This window comes from Celeribacter baekdonensis B30 (assembly GCF_000299875.1).
Taxonomy (GTDB): domain Bacteria; phylum Pseudomonadota; class Alphaproteobacteria; order Rhodobacterales; family Rhodobacteraceae; genus Celeribacter; species Celeribacter baekdonensis_A.
Genome location: NZ_AMRK01000001.1, coordinates 19,333 through 35,826, shown reverse-complemented (window position 1 = coordinate 35,826; position 16,494 = coordinate 19,333). Strand labels below are relative to the sequence as shown.

21 protein-coding genes are annotated in these 16,494 nt (G+C 57.9%); 15 read left to right on the top strand and 6 right to left on the bottom strand.

What is annotated here, in order from left to right; genetic code table 11:
- The 6 genes from B30_RS00215 (at position 1) to B30_RS00190 (ending at position 5,611) form a co-directional block, all read left to right on the top strand.
- Positions 1–639 carry a precorrin-8X methylmutase gene (locus tag B30_RS00215; protein ID WP_009569944.1) on the top strand — a complete coding sequence of 213 codons (639 nt, stop codon included), beginning with the start codon at positions 1–3 and terminating at the stop codon, positions 637–639.
- Positions 636–1,850 (top strand): bifunctional cobalt-precorrin-7 (C(5))-methyltransferase/cobalt-precorrin-6B (C(15))-methyltransferase, encoded by a 1,215-nt coding sequence (locus B30_RS00210; protein ID WP_009569943.1) that lies wholly within the window; start codon positions 636–638, stop codon positions 1,848–1,850. Before B30_RS00215 ends, B30_RS00210 begins: the two co-directional genes overlap by 4 nt.
- Positions 1,847–2,563 (top strand): precorrin-2 C(20)-methyltransferase, encoded by a 717-nt coding sequence (gene cobI / locus B30_RS00205; RefSeq protein ID WP_009569942.1) that lies wholly within the window; start codon positions 1,847–1,849, stop codon positions 2,561–2,563. The genes B30_RS00210 and cobI overlap by 4 nt, the downstream gene beginning before the upstream one ends.
- Positions 2,554–4,368, top strand: a complete 1,815-nt coding sequence (gene cobJ / locus B30_RS00200; protein WP_009569941.1) for a precorrin-3B C(17)-methyltransferase — start codon at positions 2,554–2,556, stop codon at positions 4,366–4,368. The genes cobI and cobJ overlap by 10 nt, the downstream gene beginning before the upstream one ends.
- Complete coding sequence (gene cobM, locus B30_RS00195; protein WP_009569940.1) at positions 4,365–5,132, top strand: precorrin-4 C(11)-methyltransferase; 768 nt, start codon at positions 4,365–4,367, stop codon at positions 5,130–5,132. Before cobJ ends, cobM begins: the two co-directional genes overlap by 4 nt.
- 125 nt (positions 5,133–5,257) lie before the next feature.
- A complete protein-coding gene (locus tag B30_RS00190; protein WP_009569939.1) occupies positions 5,258–5,611 on the top strand; it encodes a hypothetical protein in 354 nt (117 codons plus the stop codon).
- On the opposite strand, the gene B30_RS00185 is transcribed toward B30_RS00190, so the two are convergent.
- Complete coding sequence (locus B30_RS00185; RefSeq protein ID WP_009569938.1) at positions 5,605–6,783, bottom strand: MalY/PatB family protein; 1,179 nt, start codon at positions 6,781–6,783, stop codon at positions 5,605–5,607. The genes B30_RS00190 and B30_RS00185 overlap by 7 nt on opposite strands.
- A gap of 135 nt (positions 6,784–6,918) precedes the next feature.
- On the opposite strand from B30_RS00185, the gene def (B30_RS00180) reads away from it, so the two are divergent.
- The 6 genes from def (B30_RS00180) to B30_RS22075 are packed head-to-tail and all read left to right on the top strand — an operon-like array spanning position 6,919 to position 9,732.
- Positions 6,919–7,440 carry a peptide deformylase gene (gene def, locus B30_RS00180; RefSeq protein ID WP_040401757.1) on the top strand — a complete coding sequence of 174 codons (522 nt, stop codon included), beginning with the start codon at positions 6,919–6,921 and terminating at the stop codon, positions 7,438–7,440.
- Positions 7,440–7,931 carry a peptide deformylase gene (gene def, locus B30_RS00175; RefSeq protein WP_009569936.1) on the top strand — a complete coding sequence of 164 codons (492 nt, stop codon included), beginning with the start codon at positions 7,440–7,442 and terminating at the stop codon, positions 7,929–7,931. The genes def (B30_RS00180) and def (B30_RS00175) overlap by 1 nt, the downstream gene beginning before the upstream one ends.
- Positions 7,928–8,431: a peptide deformylase gene (gene def, locus B30_RS00170; protein ID WP_009569935.1), complete on the top strand. Its 504-nt coding sequence runs from the start codon at positions 7,928–7,930 to the stop codon at positions 8,429–8,431. Before def (B30_RS00175) ends, def (B30_RS00170) begins: the two co-directional genes overlap by 4 nt.
- Positions 8,428–9,333, top strand: coding sequence for a methionyl-tRNA formyltransferase (gene fmt / locus B30_RS00165; RefSeq protein ID WP_009569934.1), 906 nt, complete (start codon positions 8,428–8,430; stop codon positions 9,331–9,333). The genes def (B30_RS00170) and fmt overlap by 4 nt, the downstream gene beginning before the upstream one ends.
- A 9-nt stretch (positions 9,334–9,342) precedes the next feature.
- Complete coding sequence (locus tag B30_RS00160; RefSeq protein WP_009569933.1) at positions 9,343–9,585, top strand: hypothetical protein; 243 nt, start codon at positions 9,343–9,345, stop codon at positions 9,583–9,585.
- 9 nt (positions 9,586–9,594) lie between these two features.
- Complete coding sequence (locus B30_RS22075; RefSeq protein WP_157789767.1) at positions 9,595–9,732, top strand: hypothetical protein; 138 nt, start codon at positions 9,595–9,597, stop codon at positions 9,730–9,732.
- Here B30_RS22075 and B30_RS00155 read toward each other — a convergent pair.
- The 5 genes from B30_RS00155 to B30_RS00135 all read right to left on the bottom strand — a co-directional run bounded on the left by B30_RS00155 (position 9,729) and on the right by B30_RS00135 (position 13,147).
- Positions 9,729–10,352 carry a trimeric intracellular cation channel family protein gene (locus tag B30_RS00155; RefSeq protein ID WP_009569932.1) on the bottom strand — a complete coding sequence of 208 codons (624 nt, stop codon included), beginning with the start codon at positions 10,350–10,352 and terminating at the stop codon, positions 9,729–9,731. The two genes, B30_RS22075 and B30_RS00155, sit on opposite strands and share 4 nt — an antisense overlap.
- Positions 10,349–10,810: a ribonuclease HI gene (rnhA, locus tag B30_RS00150; protein WP_009569931.1), complete on the bottom strand. Its 462-nt coding sequence runs from the start codon at positions 10,808–10,810 to the stop codon at positions 10,349–10,351. Before rnhA ends, B30_RS00155 begins: the two co-directional genes overlap by 4 nt.
- A 75-nt stretch (positions 10,811–10,885) precedes the next feature.
- A complete protein-coding gene (locus tag B30_RS00145) occupies positions 10,886–11,497 on the bottom strand; it encodes a LysE family translocator (protein ID WP_009569930.1) in 612 nt (203 codons plus the stop codon).
- Positions 11,494–12,444, bottom strand: coding sequence for a 4-hydroxy-3-methylbut-2-enyl diphosphate reductase (gene ispH / locus B30_RS00140; protein WP_009569929.1), 951 nt, complete (start codon positions 12,442–12,444; stop codon positions 11,494–11,496). The genes B30_RS00145 and ispH overlap by 4 nt, the downstream gene beginning before the upstream one ends.
- Before the next feature lie 142 nt (positions 12,445–12,586).
- Positions 12,587–13,147 carry a LabA-like NYN domain-containing protein gene (locus B30_RS00135; RefSeq protein WP_009569928.1) on the bottom strand — a complete coding sequence of 187 codons (561 nt, stop codon included), beginning with the start codon at positions 13,145–13,147 and terminating at the stop codon, positions 12,587–12,589.
- Positions 13,148–13,315: 168 nt separating this feature from the next.
- On the opposite strand from B30_RS00135, the gene folK reads away from it, so the two are divergent.
- The 3 genes from folK to B30_RS00120 all read left to right on the top strand — a co-directional run bounded on the left by folK (position 13,316) and on the right by B30_RS00120 (position 16,487).
- Complete coding sequence (gene folK, locus B30_RS00130; protein WP_040401756.1) at positions 13,316–13,894, top strand: 2-amino-4-hydroxy-6-hydroxymethyldihydropteridine diphosphokinase; 579 nt, start codon at positions 13,316–13,318, stop codon at positions 13,892–13,894.
- 82 nt (positions 13,895–13,976) lie between these two features.
- Complete coding sequence (gene rpoZ, locus B30_RS00125) at positions 13,977–14,330, top strand: DNA-directed RNA polymerase subunit omega (RefSeq protein ID WP_009569925.1); 354 nt, start codon at positions 13,977–13,979, stop codon at positions 14,328–14,330.
- Positions 14,331–14,369: 39 nt separating this feature from the next.
- Entirely contained in the window at positions 14,370–16,487 is a 2,118-nt protein-coding gene (locus B30_RS00120) for a RelA/SpoT family protein (RefSeq protein ID WP_009569922.1), read from the top strand.
- Positions 16,488–16,494 lie beyond the last annotated feature (7 nt).

Below are 16,494 nucleotides of genomic sequence, written 5' to 3'. Positions count from 1 at the left end.
GTGCGCCCCTATGACAAAGACCCGCAGTCGATCTATGCGCAAAGCTTTGCCACCGTGCGCAAAGAAGCACGGTTGGATCGGTTTGACGCCGGAATGGAACGCCTTGCGATCCGCCTGATCCACGCCTGCGGCATGGTTGAGGTGGCGGATCGCTTGGCTTTTTCACCCGATGCCTATGCGGTTGGCCATGCGGCACTGAAAGCGGGTGCGCCGATCCTGTGCGATTGCGAAATGGTCGGCGCGGGCATCATCCGTCGCTACCTTCCCGCCGAAAATCAGGTGATCGTCACCCTCAATGATCCACGCACGCCAGAACGTGCCAAAGAGATCGGCAACACCCGCTCTGCCGCTGCTGTTGAGCTGTGGGAACCGTATTTGGACGGGGCCGTTGTTGCCATTGGCAATGCCCCGACCGCGCTGTTTCACTTGTTGGAGTTGATCGACCAAGGCGCGCCCAAACCCGCCGTCATCCTTGGATTTCCGGTGGGGTTTGTCGGTGCGGCGGAATCTAAAGCCGAATTGGCGGGTAACCCGAGGGGGTGCGATTTTGTCGCGTTGCGGGGGCGTCGCGGTGGTTCGGCTATCGCTTCGGCGGCGGTGAATGCACTGGCTGTGGGATTGCCGGAGATCGGCGAATGAGCATGTCGAAATGGCTTCACATCATCGGTATCGGCGACGATGGATTGGAGAGCCTGAGCGCCGCCACGCGTAGCGTACTTGCGGATGCCGAGGTGATTTTTGGCGCGGCGCGTCACCATGCGCTCACCCCTTCACTCAAAGGTGAACGCCGGGCGTGGCCTTCACCGTTCAACGCCCTGATTGACGAGTTGCGCGATCTACGGGGGCGTCGCGTGGTGGTGTTCGCGACGGGCGATCCGCTTTGGTATTCGGTCGGTGCGCGCATCGGGCGAGACATTGACCCGGCTGAAATCTTGTACCACCCACAACTTTCGGCCTTTCAACTCGCTGCGGCGCGTATGGGCTGGTCGCTTGCGAATGTGGAAACATTGACCGTGCACGGACGCCCGGCAGAGCAAATCATCCCCTTTCTAAGGCCCGGTCAAAAAATGCTTATTTTGACACAAGGCCACGATTCACCGCGAGAAATATCTTCTATTTTGAGGGATCGTGGATTTGGCCCTTCGCGTTTGAGTGTTTTGGCGCATATGGGAGGCACAGACGAGGTCCGCTTTGATGGCATGGCCTCAAGCTGGCCCCATGATGTGCCTGACTTTCACACACTTGCGGTCGAGTGCATCGCCGAGGAGACTGCAGCGCCTTTGCCGCGCTTCGGCTTGCCTGACAGCGCCTTTGTCTCTGACGGAAATATGACCAAGCAAGAGGTCCGTGTCGTCACTCTGGCCAAACTCGCGCCAAGACGCGGTGCGTTGCTATGGGACATCGGATGTGGCTCTGGCTCGGTCGCGATTGAGTGGATGCGCGCGGCGCGGGATGCCCGTGCCATCGGGATCGAATGCCGCGCCGATCGCCGCGCCTTGGCGGTGCAAAACGCGCTGGCCCTAGGCACGCCGGGTCTCAAACTGATTGACGCCACAGCGCCCGAAGGCCTTGCCGATCTGCCACCGCCCGATGCGGTGTTCATCGGCGGCGGCTTGACGCGTGAGGTGTTTGAGGCCGCATGGAAGGCCCTCGCCCCATTTGGACGACTGGTTGCCAATGCGGTGACGCTGGAAGGTGAGGCCCTGTTGATTGCGCTGCGCAGCGAATTTGGTGGCGATCTGAGCCGCATGGCGGTGGCGCGCGCTAAACCTGTGGGTTCTCTTTCGGGCTGGAAGCCGTTCATGCCGGTGACCCAATGGAGCCTGACCAAAGGAGGATGCGCCCCATGAGCGGGACAGTTTATGGCATCGGCCTTGGCCCCGGCGACCCGGAGTTGATGACGCTCAAAGCCGCCCGCCTGATTGGCGAGGCCAAAGTGATCGCCTATCCGACCCTAGCAGGTGGTGAGTCTTTTGCCCGCTCGATTGCGGCGGCATATATTCCCAAGGGCACACGCGAGATTGTCATGGATGTGCCGATGACGGTGGACCGCGCCCCCGCACAGGCCGCTTATGACATCGGCGCGAATGCGATCCGATCTGCATTGGATGCGGGCGAGGATGTGGTTGTTTTGTGTGAGGGGGATCCGTTTTTCTACGGTTCGTTCATGTATCTTTTCGCCCGCCTCAAACGCGACTATGCGGTTGAGGTGGTGCCTGGCGTGACCTCTGTGACCACCTGTGCCGCAGTGGCGGGAGTGCCGATGGCGGCGCGCAATGAGGTGGTCACCATCCTGCCTGCGCCGGAACTTGTCGCACGCATGGAGGGCGGACATCCGATGGATGTGCTGCACGGCGCTGACACTCTTGTGGTGATGAAACTCGGCCGCCATTTTGCCCGCGTGCGCGCGGCGATTGAGACGGCGGGCCTGACTGAGGAAGCTGTCTATATCGAACGGGCCTCAACGCCTCATGAGGTGGTTCTGCCACTGTCACAAGCGCCTGAAAAGGCGCCGTATTTTTCTATGATCCTCATCGTGAAAGGGGCCGATCCATGGCTGTGAGCCCGGTTGTCATCGCACTCAACGCATCCGGCGAAAAGACCGCCGCCCGCATTGCCGTTGCCTTTGGTTTTGAACTCCACGGACGCGAGGGGCGCACAGAGGCAAAGATCAGATTTGCCAATGCGTTAGACCATGTGCGCACCTTGTTTGCGGCAGGCGTTCCGGTGATTGGTGTGTGTGCCTCGGGCATCCTGATCCGCGCCGTGGCCCCCCTGCTCTCAAATAAAAAGACCGAACCACCGGTGATTTCGGTCTCCGATGACGGATCAGTCGTTGTGCCGCTTTTGGGTGGGCATCGCGGGGCCAATCGGCTGGCCTTGGAGATCGCGCAGGTGCTGGGTGCCAAAGCGGCGATCACGACGGCGGGCGACGTGTCGATGGGCATCGCTTTGGACGAACCGCCGCTTGGGTGGCGCTTGGGCAATCCAGAAAATGCCAAATCGACCATGGCCGCAATGTTGGCCCATGGGGGGGCGACGGTGACGGGCGATGAGGCGGAGACAGCTATATGGCTGGCGGATGTTTCGCAGGCTGAGGGGGCCGAGTTGATCTGTACCGTGCAGGATGTATCTGCGCCCGGCAATACAACGCTTGTGTATCACCCGCAGCGCTACGTTTTGGGCGTTGGTTGTTCGCGCAATTGCCCACCTGAGGAGCTTGCCGATCTGGTTGGCGCGCTGTTGCAAAAGGCCAATATCTCGCCGAAGGCATTGGCGGCGATTGCGACCGTGGATTTGAAGGCGGACGAACCGGCGATCTTGGCCTTGGCTGCATCCTATGATGTTCCGCTGCGCCTGTTCACGGCGCTTGAGCTTGAGGCCGAGACGCCGCGATGCGCCACCAGTTCTGAGGTGGTGTTTGCGGAAATTGGCACCCATGGCGTGGCCGAAAACGCCGCTCTGGCCTGTGGTGGCGCGAAAGTTAGTTTGGCCGAGCCGAAGATCAAAAGCGCGATGGCCACTGCGTCCTTGGCGGTCTCGACGGACGTGATCACCGCGCTCAATGGCCGTCCGCGTGGACGTTTGTCCGTGGTTGGGATCGGTCCGGGGCAGGCGGCATGGCGCACGCCGGAAGTGTCCAAACTTGTCGCAGAGGCCGAAGAACTTGTTGGATATGGCCTCTATATTGATCTTTTGGGGCCGTTGGCGGTTGGCAAGATCCGTTCCGATTTCCCGCTGGGTGGCGAAGAGGATCGGTGTCGCTATGCGTTGGAACAGGCCGCCAAGGGCAAAAATGTTGCGCTGGTGTGTTCGGGAGATGCGGGCATTTATGCCATGGGCGCACTGGTGTTTGAGCTGTTGGATCGCGACCCGCAAGACCATGGCGTATCGGACGCCGCTCACCGCGTTGAGGTGATTTGTTCGCCGGGTGTTTCGGCGCTGCAAGGGGCCGCTGCGCGTGCGGGGGCACCTTTGGGGCATGATTTCTGCGCCATCTCTCTGTCGGATCTTTTGACCCCACGGGCGGATATTGTTCGCCGCCTCAAGGCGGCGGCAGAGGGCGATTTTGTCATCGCCTTCTACAATCCGGTATCGAAAAAACGCCGCACGCTTTTGGCCGAGGCGCGGGATATTTTGCTCCAGCATCGCCCGGCAGACACGCCGGTGATGTTGGCGTCGAACCTTGGGCGGCCGACGGAATATGTCCGTTATCGTCGTTTGGAGGACTTGAAGGTGGATGAGGTCGATATGCTGACCGTCGTACTCATTGGCTCGTCCAATTCCCGCCTTGCCCAGCTTGGCGAAGGCCCGCGGATGTATACGCCGCGTGGCTATGCGCGCAAAATTGATGGAGACCTCGCATGACTGTTTTCTTTATTGGCGCGGGGCCGGGTGACCCAGAGCTTTTGACCAAAAAGGCCGAGCGGATCATCGGTGAATGTCCGGTTTGTTTGTATGCGGGCTCTTTGGTTCCGGCGGAGGTCGTAGCCTGCGCCCCCGAGGGGGCGCGGATTTTGGATACGGCACCGATGACGCTGGATGACACCCATGCGGAAATCAAAATGGCACATGAAAATGGATTTAATGTTGCCCGTGTGCACAGTGGAGATCCTTCTTTGTACGGCGCGATTGCCGAGCAAATTCGACGTCTGCGCGCCGATGGGATTGACTATGAGATCATCCCCGGCGTGCCCGCCTATGCCGCCGCCGCCGCCGCTTTGGGGCAGGAATTGACCATACCGGAGATCGCGCAAAGCATCATCCTGACCCGCGTGTCGATGAAATCCACGTCAATGCCTAAGGGTGAAACGCTTGAGAATTTCGCCAAAACCGGGGCAACCTTGGCGATCCATCTGGGCATTCGCAACCTGCGTGAAATCGAACGGCAATTGGTGCCCTATTACGGCGCGGATTGCCCCGTTGCCGTAGCGTATCGTGTCGGCTGGCCGGATCAGATGTTGATCCGTGGCACGTTGAGCGACATTCGAGAAAAAGCGCGCGACGCGAAAATCACCCGAACCGCCTTGATCCTTGTTGGGCCCGCCTTGGGCGAGGTCGCGGATTTCAAAGACAGTGCGCTCTATGATCCGAAAATGCCGCATGTGCTGCGCCCGAAGGTGACGGGGTAAACTGCGGCAATCGGGTGACTCTTGGGGACGGGGTGAAACCTGTCGTTACGGTTAACTTGACCGAAACCAAACTTGGGCCATCATTGGCATATCACTCAATCGGTGAAATGCCTGGGAGGCCCGAGATGTCTGATTTTCTGCCCAAAGAAGTCCTTGAAGGCTTAGAGCAGGCGCGCAAGGCCAAGCTGAAACGCCGCTCTCGTTTGCGCGTGCGTGTGGGGGACGCGAGTTATCCGATCCTGCGCTCTTGGGAAACGGGGTTTGCGCTAGATCGTGAAAATTCCACGCATTTGCGGGGGCTTGTGGACGTGTATGACGGTACAAAGCACCTCTATCAGGCACTGATCGTGGCCGCACAGGAAGACGGTCAAGAGATGAGTTTTGATTTTAAACGCGCGACACCTGCGACCGACAAGCCGCCTTTGGATTACGACCGGGCCGATGACGCCCCGGTCGCGCTTTTGCCGAATTTTCACTGAAGATCGCTGAAGGCCTCGGTCAAACGGGCACAGGCGGTTTCGACAATGCTGCGCGGCGTGGCCAAATTGAAGCGTAGAAAGGTTTCACCGCCTTTGCCAAAGGTTGGGCCATGGTTGGGCGCAATGCGGGCGGATTTTTCGACCCGCGCGGTGAACTCTTCGCGGCTCATGCCGGTGCCGGAAAAATCCACCCAAGCCAGATAGGTTGCTTCGAGTGGCATCGAGGCCAGACCGGGGATCGTGGCGAGAGCTGCATCGAAGATCGCACGGTTGCCGTCCAAATAATCCACCAGCGCGTCAACCCACGCCGCCCCTTCGGGCGAATAGGCGGCGGTGGCCATTTCCAAGCCAAAAGAGTTGGGTGAAATGCCAAGCCCGGTCATGCGGGCCGCAAAGCGCGCGCGCAAGGTGGGATCGGGGATGATCACATTGCCCGAATGCGTGCCCGCGATGTTAAACGTCTTGGTCGTCGCCGTCATCATCACCAAACGATCCGAAATCCCGTTGATCAACGCCATCGGCGTATGCGTCTGGCCGGGCATGACCAGATCGTGGTGAATCTCGTCTGAGACAAGGATCAAATCATGGCGTTTGCAAAACTCTGCGACTCCTTCCAACTCGGCGCGGGTCCAAACACGACCGCCCGGATTGTGCGGTGAGCACAACACCAACATGGTCTCGCGACCCGTCATCTGCGCATCCCAAGCGTCGAAATCGAGGGTATAGCGGCCCTCATTCAGCGCCAATTCACATTCAACAACCTCGCGTCCGGCGGCTTTGATCACGCGGGCAAAGGCGTGATACACGGGCGTCATCAAGACCACACCATCGCCGGGTTGGGTGAAGGTATCAACGCAAAGCCCGGTGCCATTGACCAAACCATGGGTGGTAAAAATCCAATTGGGCTCAATGTCCCAGCCATGGCGGTTTTTCATCCACCACCCAATGGCAGCGCGGTAGTCGCTGTCATCACCGAAATAGCCGTAAATGCCATGGGCGGCCATTTTTTCCACCGCCTTTTGTACACAGGCGGGCGGGCGGAAATCCATGTCGGCCACCCACATCGCAATCCCGTCTTCTTTCGGCACACCGTAGAGCGGCTCCATCATGTCCCATTTCGAACAATGGGTGCCAAAACGGGGGATCACGTCATCAAAAAATGGCTGGGTCATGGGGGCTCCTCATTTGTTGCGGTCAGGGTAATCAGCACGAGTGGGGAAGGGAAACCACAATTCTTGATCAAGGGCGTTGCGCTCTTTGATGGCGGGGAGTTGCGCGGGGGGCGCGGTTTGACTAAATGCATATTCATGACCCTGAAACCGATCCTCATCCACCCCGACCCGCGCCTGAAAAAGGTTTGTGACCCTGTGACCGAGTTCGACCGCGACTTGGCTCGGTTTGCCGACGATATGTTACAGACCATGTATGAGGCGCCGGGTATTGGCCTTGCCGCGCCACAGGTTGGTTTGACCAAGCGCATGTTGGTGATGGATTGCGTCAAAGAGGCCAGTGGCACACCGGAACCGATGGTTATGGTGAATCCGGCGGTGACCTGGTCGAGCGACGAGAAGAACGTCTATGAAGAGGGCTGCCTGTCGATCCCCGGTCAATATGCCGATGTGGAACGGCCCAAAATGGTGCGGGTGAGTTGGCTTGATGTCGAAGGCAAAGCGCATGAAGAGGAATTCGATGCGCTGTGGGCCACCTGTGTGCAGCATGAAATCGACCACCTCGACGGTATTTTGTTCATTGATTATCTCAAGCCGCTCAAGCGCCAGATGATCACCCGCAAAATGCAAAAACTCAAACGTGATCGGACGCGGGCCTGATGGCCGTTTTGGAGATTTTGCTTTGGCCGGATGCACGGCTGAGTACGCTCTGTGCCCCGGTGGATCAGATCACGGACACGATTCGCAAGCTGGTCGCGGATATGTTTGACACCATGTATGCCGCTCCGGGACGCGGTTTGGCGGGGCCGCAAGTCGGCGCGATGCTGCGGTTGTTTGTCATGGATGCGACGTGGAAAGAGGGGGTCAAATCGCCCCTCGTGATGATCAATCCCGAAATCCTGTCTCACTCTGATGAGCGCGTCGAAATGGATGAGGTCTGCCTGTCCATTCCCGGTGTGGAAGCGCCCGTGACCCGACCCACTCGAATCACGATCCGTTGGGTGGATTTGGACGGCGAGACACATGTCCGCGAGATGGACGGGGCAGAGGCCCGCATCGCCCAACACGAATTCGATCACCTCAATGGCCGCGTGCATTTTGACCGCCTCGATGCCAAAGCCCGCGCCCATTTGGAGGCCGCATATCAATGACTCAGCGCCCGTTTATCCCCTATCCCGACAAGCGCCTGAAAACCGTGGTGCCGTCTGTGACCGAAATCACCGACGAGATCCGCGCGATCTGGGACGACATGATTGAGACCATGGATGCGATGCCGGGATACGGGCTTGCCGGACCGCAAATCGGTGTGATGATGCAACTCGCTGTGGTCGATTGTTCGGATGAGCGCGGCAAGGCTGTGCGCATGGCCAACCCCAAGGTGCTCCATGCCTCGGTACAGCCGCGTGATCACGAAGAAGCCTCGCCCAACCTGCCGGGCATGTCTGCTGTCATCACTCGCCCGCGGGCGGTTACAGTGCAGTTTCTTAATGAGGCGGGAGAGATCGAGGAGCGCGATTTTGTGCATCTTTGGGCCACCTCGGTGCAGCATCAGATCGACCACCTGAACGGCAAAATGTATTTCGATCATCTCAAACCGGTGAAACGTCAGATGTTTTTGAAAAAGGCGAAAAAAGCGGGGGCGATGAAATGAGGGTGATCTTTATGGGGTCGCCGGAGTTTTCGGTGCCAGTGCTTGAGGCGCTTGTGGACGCAGGTCATGAGATTGCGTGCGTCTATTGCCAGCCTCCGCGTCCGGCGGGGCGGGGCAAGAAGGATCGGCCAACCCCGGTTCAGGCCCGCGCCGAAGCGATGGGCCTGCCGGTCCGTCATCCGGTTAATTTCAAAAACCCCGAAGACGTCGCCGAATTTGTCGCGCTCAATGCCGAGGTTGCCGTGGTCGTGGCTTATGGGCTGTTGCTGCCGCAGAGCATTTTGGACGCGCCGAAACTGGGCTGCCTGAATATCCACGCCTCGCTCCTGCCGCGGTGGCGCGGGGCCGCGCCGATCCACCGCGCAATTTTGGAAGGCGATGCCGAGACTGGCGTGTGCATCATGCAGATGGAGGCAGGACTCGACACCGGCCCCGTGCTCTTGCGCCGTGAAACTTTGATCTCGGCGGAGGATACCACGGCGAGTTTGCATGATCGTCTCTCGAAAATGGGCGCGGCTGCGATTGTTGAGGCGCTGTCAACGCTGGCCGATTTGACCGCAGTGCCGCAGCCAGAAGAGGGCGTGACCTACGCCAAAAAGATCGACAAATCCGAGGCTAAAATAGACTGGACTCGTTCGGCCACCGAGATTGACCGCCAAATTCGCGGGCTGTCGCCCTTTCCCGGCGCTTGGGCGGACTACCAAGGCGAGCGGATCAAATTTCTTTCCTCGCGTCTGGTCGATGGGGCGGGTCAACCCGGTGAGGTGATGGGCACGTTTACCATTGCCTGTGGTGACGGCAGCGTCGAAATTCTCACCGCGCAGCGCGAGGGAAAACGTGCTATGGCTGTCAGCGAAATTCTAAAGGGGATGGATGTCCCCAAAGGCAGCCGTTTTGCGTGAGGTCACCCGATGTTTCCAGTTCTGATCGGCACAGTGTTTATCGCCGGTATCGTTGGTTATGCCGTTGAAAAAACAGGATTTACCAGTAATGGCTATTTGCCTTCGATCATCATCTGCATTGGTGGCGCGTTTTTGGCCTATTTCCTCAAACTGATGTTCGGCATCGGGTTGAACCCGCCTGGTGTGAATGCCATCGTCTCCTCACTCGGCGCGCTGATCATTGTGCCGACCCATTGGCGCAAGCGACGTTAGGAGGGTTGCATGTTTGGGCTTTTGGCACTTCCGGGAATGGTGGTTCGGCTGTTGTTTGGCCTCTGTCTTTGGCTGATGTTCCGCCCCGGCGGGTGGTTTGTCGTCTGCTGCATCGGCATTGCGGCAACGTGGTACATCAAGGTTTAGAAACGCGGCGGGCGCGACTTGTAAACGGGCAGAGACCAGCCAAAGATCAGACTCCCGGCGCGCAGGCCGAACGTCAAAACGGCACATGAAATATAGGAATAAATTGGCGTAAAATCCAAATAAGATGCGGTGATCATCGCGATCGCCCCAGCCAAAGCCGCTGAGGCGTAAAGTTCGCCTTGGGTCAAAATCAACGGCACTTCGTTACAGACCACATCGCGCATCAAACCGCCAAAACACCCGGTTGCCACGCCCATCAGCGCAATGATCACCGGCGGTTGGCCCAGTTTGAGCGCCACACCCGCCCCCGCCGCGACGGCGACGCCAAGGGCAATCGCATCCGCCCACATCAGGGCTTTGAGACGGCTTTCAAACAGATGCGCGGTGAAAAACACAATGGTGGCGATCAATGTCGCGATCAGGATGTAGGTTGGATCGGAGATCCAAAAGACCGCATCGCGATTGAGCAGCACATCGCGGATTGTGCCGCCGCCGACCGCCGTCAAACAGGCGACAAAGGCAAAGCCGACGATGTCGAGCTGGGCGCGAGAGGCGGCCAAAGCGCCAGAAATCGCAAAAACGATCACAGCAGTATAATCGAGCGCCGAGAGCACGCTCATGTCGCGGCTTTCTTAAACGGGGCCATCCCGGTGCGGGCCAATTCGTCCGCGCGTTCATTTTCGGGATGGCCCGCGTGGCCTTTGACCCATTCCCAGATCACGTTGTGCCGCTTTTGCGCCTCATCAATGCGCTGCCACAGATCGACGTTTTTCACCGGCTTTTTGTTTGCGGTTTTCCAACCGTTGCGCTTCCAGCCATGAATCCAACCCGTTACGCCATTTTTGACATAGGCAGAATCGGTGATGACGGTGATCTCGGAAGGGCGTTCGAGTGTTTCCAAAGCGGTGATGGCGGCCAAAAGCTCCATCCGGTTGTTGGTTGTATCCGCTTCGCCGCCGCACAATGCGCGCTCCTTGAGAACGGTGTCGCCCTCTTTCGCCAAAAGCAAAGCACCCCAGCCGCCTGGACCGGGATTTCCGGAGCAGGCCCCGTCAGTATATGCATAAAATCTAGCCATGATAGGAGCGCCTGATAAAGAGTAAGGGGCTGGCGTCAAGCTTTTGTTCGACACCACACGCGCAGCGAGGTGGGATCATGCTCGCTCAAGCGCCAGTTTAAGCCCAAGCCCTGCGAAAGAGGCGGCAAAGGCTCGGCGCATCCATGTCATGGCGGGTTCGCTTTCAACCACGCGCGCACGCAGCCAGCCTGCGGCGAGTGCGTATAAAACGAATACGGAAAATGTCATCGCGACAAAGCCGAGACCCAGTTGGACCAAAAGCGCCGTCGGATGAGCGGCGTTTGCCGGAATAAACTGCGGCAGAAAGGCGACGAAAAACATCGGCAGTTTCGGGTTGAGCAGGTTCAGAAAAATCCCACGTTTGATCAGGGCAAAAGGCGATTGGACCCGGTGTTCGGGCGAGATAGCAAGGGAGCCACTGCCTTTCAATGTGCCCCAAGCCATGTAGAGCAGATAGGCCACACCAGCGTATTTGATCGCCGCAAACAACACAGCGGAAGTTTGCAACACCGCCGCGAGTCCGGCCATTGCAAAGCCAAGATGTAACACGGTGGCAAGGGTGCACCCGACAATGGCCCAAAGCCCAGCGATGAGACCGCGCCCCAATGTGGTGGACAGGGTAAAGATGACCCCAATCCCCGGAGCCAGACAGACGATACATGCGGTCAGAAGAAATTCGAGGCTCATGCGGGTTCCCTTAAAATACGCGGCACTTTGAATTCGACGTTTTCCTGCGCGGTTTCGACCAATTCGACGGTGACATCATAGCGGGCTTTGAAGGCGTCGATCACCTCATTGACCAATAGCTCAGGCGCGGAGGCACCGGCGGTGATGCCGACGGATTGGATACCTGCCAAGGCGCGCCAATCAATCTCGGTGGCACGTTGGACAAGCTGAGAATAGGCACAGCCATTGGCCGATCCGACTTCGACCAAACGTTTGCTATTTGAACTATTAGGCGCACCAATGACCAAAAGAGCGTCTATATGTGATGAGATGGCTTTGACCGCCGCTTGCCGGTTGGTTGTGGCGTAGCAGATGTCTTCTTTGTGCGGGCCGATGATGTTCGGAAACCGCGCGCGCAGGGCGGCGATCACATCCACAGTGTCATCGACCGACAATGTGGTCTGGGTGATAAAGGCCAGTTTTTCAGGATCACGCACAGAAAGCCCGGCGACATCCCCCGGCGTTTCGACCAAAAGCACCTCGCCCACGGGCAATTGCCCCATGGTGCCGATGGTTTCCGGATGACCCGCGTGGCCAATCATCACCATCTGAAGTCCGGCCTCGAAATGACGCTCGGCCTCGATATGCACTTTGGACACCAGCGGACAGGTGGCATCGACATAGACCATCTCGCGTTTGGCGGCCTCGGCGGGCACGGCTTTCGGCACACCATGGGCCGAAAAAATCACCGGGCGATCATCGGGGCAATCGTCCAACTCTTCGACAAACACGGCTCCTTTGTCGCGCAGGCTATCCACGACGAATTTGTTGTGAACGATCTCGTGGCGCACATAGACGGGCGCGCCCCATTTTTCAATCGCCAGTTCAACGATCTTGATGGCGCGATCTACACCGGCGCAAAAGCCGCGGGGGGCTGCAAGGTAAAGGGTCAAAGAGGGTTTGGTCATGGCGCGCTCCTGTTGTCACAAGAGGTAGGGCGAAATGGGTGCGGGTGCAATGTTTCGGGGCGCTCAGTTGCCGATTGTCTCAACAAAAATGGCCCGAACATCTGTCCGGGCCATGATCCGTGTGATGCTGTAATCAGCAGGCTTATTCGTCGAAGGCATCGTCTTCGCGCGGCTCGCGTGCGGGGCGACCGATCACATTGCGCAGCTCTTCAAGTTCGATGAAATTATCGGCCTGACGGCGCAGTTCGTCGGCAATCATCGGTGGTTGCGAGCGAATGGTCGAGACCACGGAGACGCGCACGCCTTGACGTTGCAGGCTTTCGACCAGCGGGCGGAAATCGCCATCGCCGGAGAAAATCACAATGTGATCAATCCGGGGCGCAAGTTCCATGGCATCAACGGTCAATTCGATGTCCATATTGCCCTTGATCTTGCGGCGACCCATGGAATCGGTGAATTCCTTGGCGGGTTTGGTCACCATCGTGAAGCCGTTGTAATTCAGCCAATCAACCAGCGGGCGGATCGGAGAATATTCATCGTTTTCGAGCAGGGCGGTGTAATAAAACGCACGCAAAAGTTTGCCGCGGCGCATGAATTCCTGTCGGAGAAGTTTGTAATCGATATCGAAACCCAGCGACTTGGCGGCCGCATAGAGGTTCGATCCATCGATGAACAAGGCAAGCCGTTCATCTTTGTAAAACATCAAAAGGTCCTTTTGGGTTGTTTTTTGTTGGGCCTTCCCGAATGGGTGACCAAGTGTTCGTGGCTTTCTGGAGCTGTCAGTAGTACGAAACGCATCAAATATGAACTTGTCTAAAAATATAGGGTGGAGGCGATCGTGTCGCGAGGCGTTGATGAAAAATGCGCGAAAATGCGCGCATGGGTTGCATTTGGGGCCAATTTGCCCACGGAAACGGGCGAACCGGTCGAAACGCTGTTCGCGGCGGTGCAGGACCTGCGCGACATGGGGGTGACTGTCAGGAGGGCGAGTCGTGTTTTTGAAACGCCGTGTTTTCCTGTTGGTGCTGGTCCAGCCTATATCAATTTCGCGGTTGAAGTCGAGACTGAGCTAACCCCCGAAGCGGTATTGAGCCTGTTGCATGATATCGAGGCCCGGCATGGCCGGGTGCGCAAAACGCGCTGGGCGGGGCGGTCGATTGATCTTGATCTGATGGCGATGGAGGGCGAAGTGCGCCCCAATGCAAAAACTGTCCAGGCCTGGATGGATTTGCCGATGAGCGCGCAGACCACACAAGCGCCTGAGACATTGATCCTGCCGCACCCGCGTATCCAAGATCGGGCATTTATGCTGATTCCCTTTGCCGATCTGGCACCTGATTGGGTTCATCCGTTGCTTGGCAAAACCGTACAAGAGATGGTCGACGCCCTGCCTGATGTGGATAAATCCGAGATAAAAGCGCAATCGGGTCTTGAAATCCCCGTGAATTAAGGGGAGAGGGCGCTTGTCAATGGGACGCCTTGCGCCTAAATAGGGCCTTTGTACCCCATCCGTCCAACGATTGGAGATCCACATGGCCCGCGTCACAGTTGAAGATTGCGTCGACAAAGTCCCGAACCGTTTCGAGCTTGTGATGCTTGCGGCTCACCGTGCGCGTGAGGTTGCGGCGGGCTCTGCACTGACCGTGGATCGTGACAACGACAAGAATCCGGTTGTGGCTTTGCGTGAGATTGCTGAGGAAACTCAGTCCGCCGACGCGCTGCGCGAGCGGATGATCGAAAGCCAACAGACCCAGATCGAGGTCGACGAGCCGGAAGACGATCAAATGGCTCTGCTCATGGGCCAGGAACAGGACAAGCCGGTCGAAGACGACATGTCCGAAGAGAAACTCCTGCGCGCCTTGATGGAAGCTCAGGGCCAAAACTAAGGGCGCCATGGCGCCCCTCAAAGGAGTTTGCGGACCGAAATGATCGACGTCGAAGACCTGATCGCCCTGGTCCGCAACTACAACCCAAAGACAAACGCCAATCTCATCCGCGAGGCTTATGCCTACGGGCGGGAGATGCACGAGGGGCAGTTTCGCCGCTCGGGCGAGCCGTATTTCACTCATCCCGTTGCCGTTGCCGCGATCCTGACCGAACAGGCGCTTGATGATGCCACTATCATCACCGCCCTGTTGCATGACACGATCGAGGACACGAAATCGACCTATAGCGAGGTCGAGCGCAAATTCGGCACCGATGTGGCCGAGCTGGTCGATGGGGTGACGAAGCTCACCAATCTGCAACTGTCGAGTTCCGAGACCAAACAGGCGGAAAACTTTCGTAAACTGTTTATGGCGATGTCGAAAGACTTGCGCGTCATTTTGGTCAAACTCGCCGACCGTCTGCACAACATGCGTACGATCAAGTCCATGCGCCCGGAAAAGCAGCTGCAAAAAGCGCGCGAAACCATGGACATCTTTGCGCCGCTTGCCGGTCGGATGGGCATGCAATGGATGCGCGAAGAATTGGAAGATCTCAGTTTTCGGGTGATCAATCCCGAGGCGCGCAATTCGATCATCCGTCGCTTTATCACGTTGCAACGCGAGACCGGTGATGTGATCCATAAGATCACCAACGACATTCGCGCCGAACTTGAAAAAGAGGGCATTGAGGCGGATGTGTTTGGTCGCGCCAAAAAACCCTATTCGATCTGGCGTAAAATGGAGGAGAAACAACAAAGTTTCTCCCGTCTGTCAGACATTTACGGCTTTCGTGTCATCACCCGCTCCGAGGGCGATTGCTACCGCGTTTTGGGGGTGATCCACCAACGCTGGCGCGCCGTGCCGACCCGATTCAAAGACTATATCTCGCAGCCGAAATCCAACGGTTATCGGTCGATCCACACCACCGTGTCGGGCCGCGATGGCAAGCGGGTCGAGGTGCAAATTCGCACCCGGCAAATGCACGAAGTGGCTGAGTCTGGCGTGGCGGCGCATTGGTCATATCGCGACGGTGTGCGCGCCAAGAACCCGTTTGCGGTTGATCCGGCCAAATGGCTGGCGCAGCTCACCGAACGGTTTGAAAACGCTGAGGATCATTCCGAGTTTCTCGAACACGTCAAACTCGAAATGTACTCGGACAAGGTGTTCACCTTTACGCCCAAAGGCGAGGTTGTGTCCTTGCCGAAAGGCGCAACGCCTTTGGATTATGCCTATGCGATCCACACCCGGATCGGGAACAGCTGCGTTGGCGCTAAAGTGGACGGCATCCGTGTGCCGCTTTGGACCCGGTTGAAAAACGGCCAGTCGGTCGAAATTCTCACTGCCGAAGGGCAGCGCCCACAAGCGACGTGGATCGACATCGTTGTGACCGGACGCGCCAAGGCCGCGATCCGCAAATCCCTGCGCGAAGAGGATCGCGAGCGGTTTATCAAACTGGGCCGGGAATTGGCGCGCGTCGCTTTCGATCATGTCGGCAAAAAATCCTCGGAAAAGGCATTGGCGACGGCGGCCAAACAAATGTCTCTGGTGAGCGCCCAAGAACTATTGGCGCGGCTGGGCTCGGCCGAATTGGCCGCCTCCGATGTGGTTCGCGCTGTTTATCCGGAATTGGTGCGCACCAGCGGCGCGATTGATTCCAAACGCGCGGTTCTGGGCTTGTCCGAGGGCGAAAGCTACAATCGTGCGCGATGCTGCCAACCGGTGCCCGGTGAGCGCATTGTTGGCATCACCTATCGCGGCAAGGGCGTGGTGATTCACGCGATTGATTGTCCGGCTCTTGAGGAGCTTGAGGCGGAAACCGGGCGTTGGGTGGATTTGCAATGGCACGCTGGCCCTCACGCCGCCGAACATACAGTGTCGCTCGACATCACGATTTCGAATGACACGGGCGTTTTGGGCAGAATTTGTACCTTAATCGCCGAACAAAAGGCCAATATCTCTGATTTGCAATTTGTTGATCGCAAACCGGACTTTTACCGTTTGATTGTAGATGTCGATCTGCGAGATGTAGAACATCTTCATGCTGTTATGCTTGCACTTGAGGCCGAAAGCGACGTCGCGCGCGTTCGGCGGTACAGGGATTTGACCAGAAAGCCCTAAAACACGA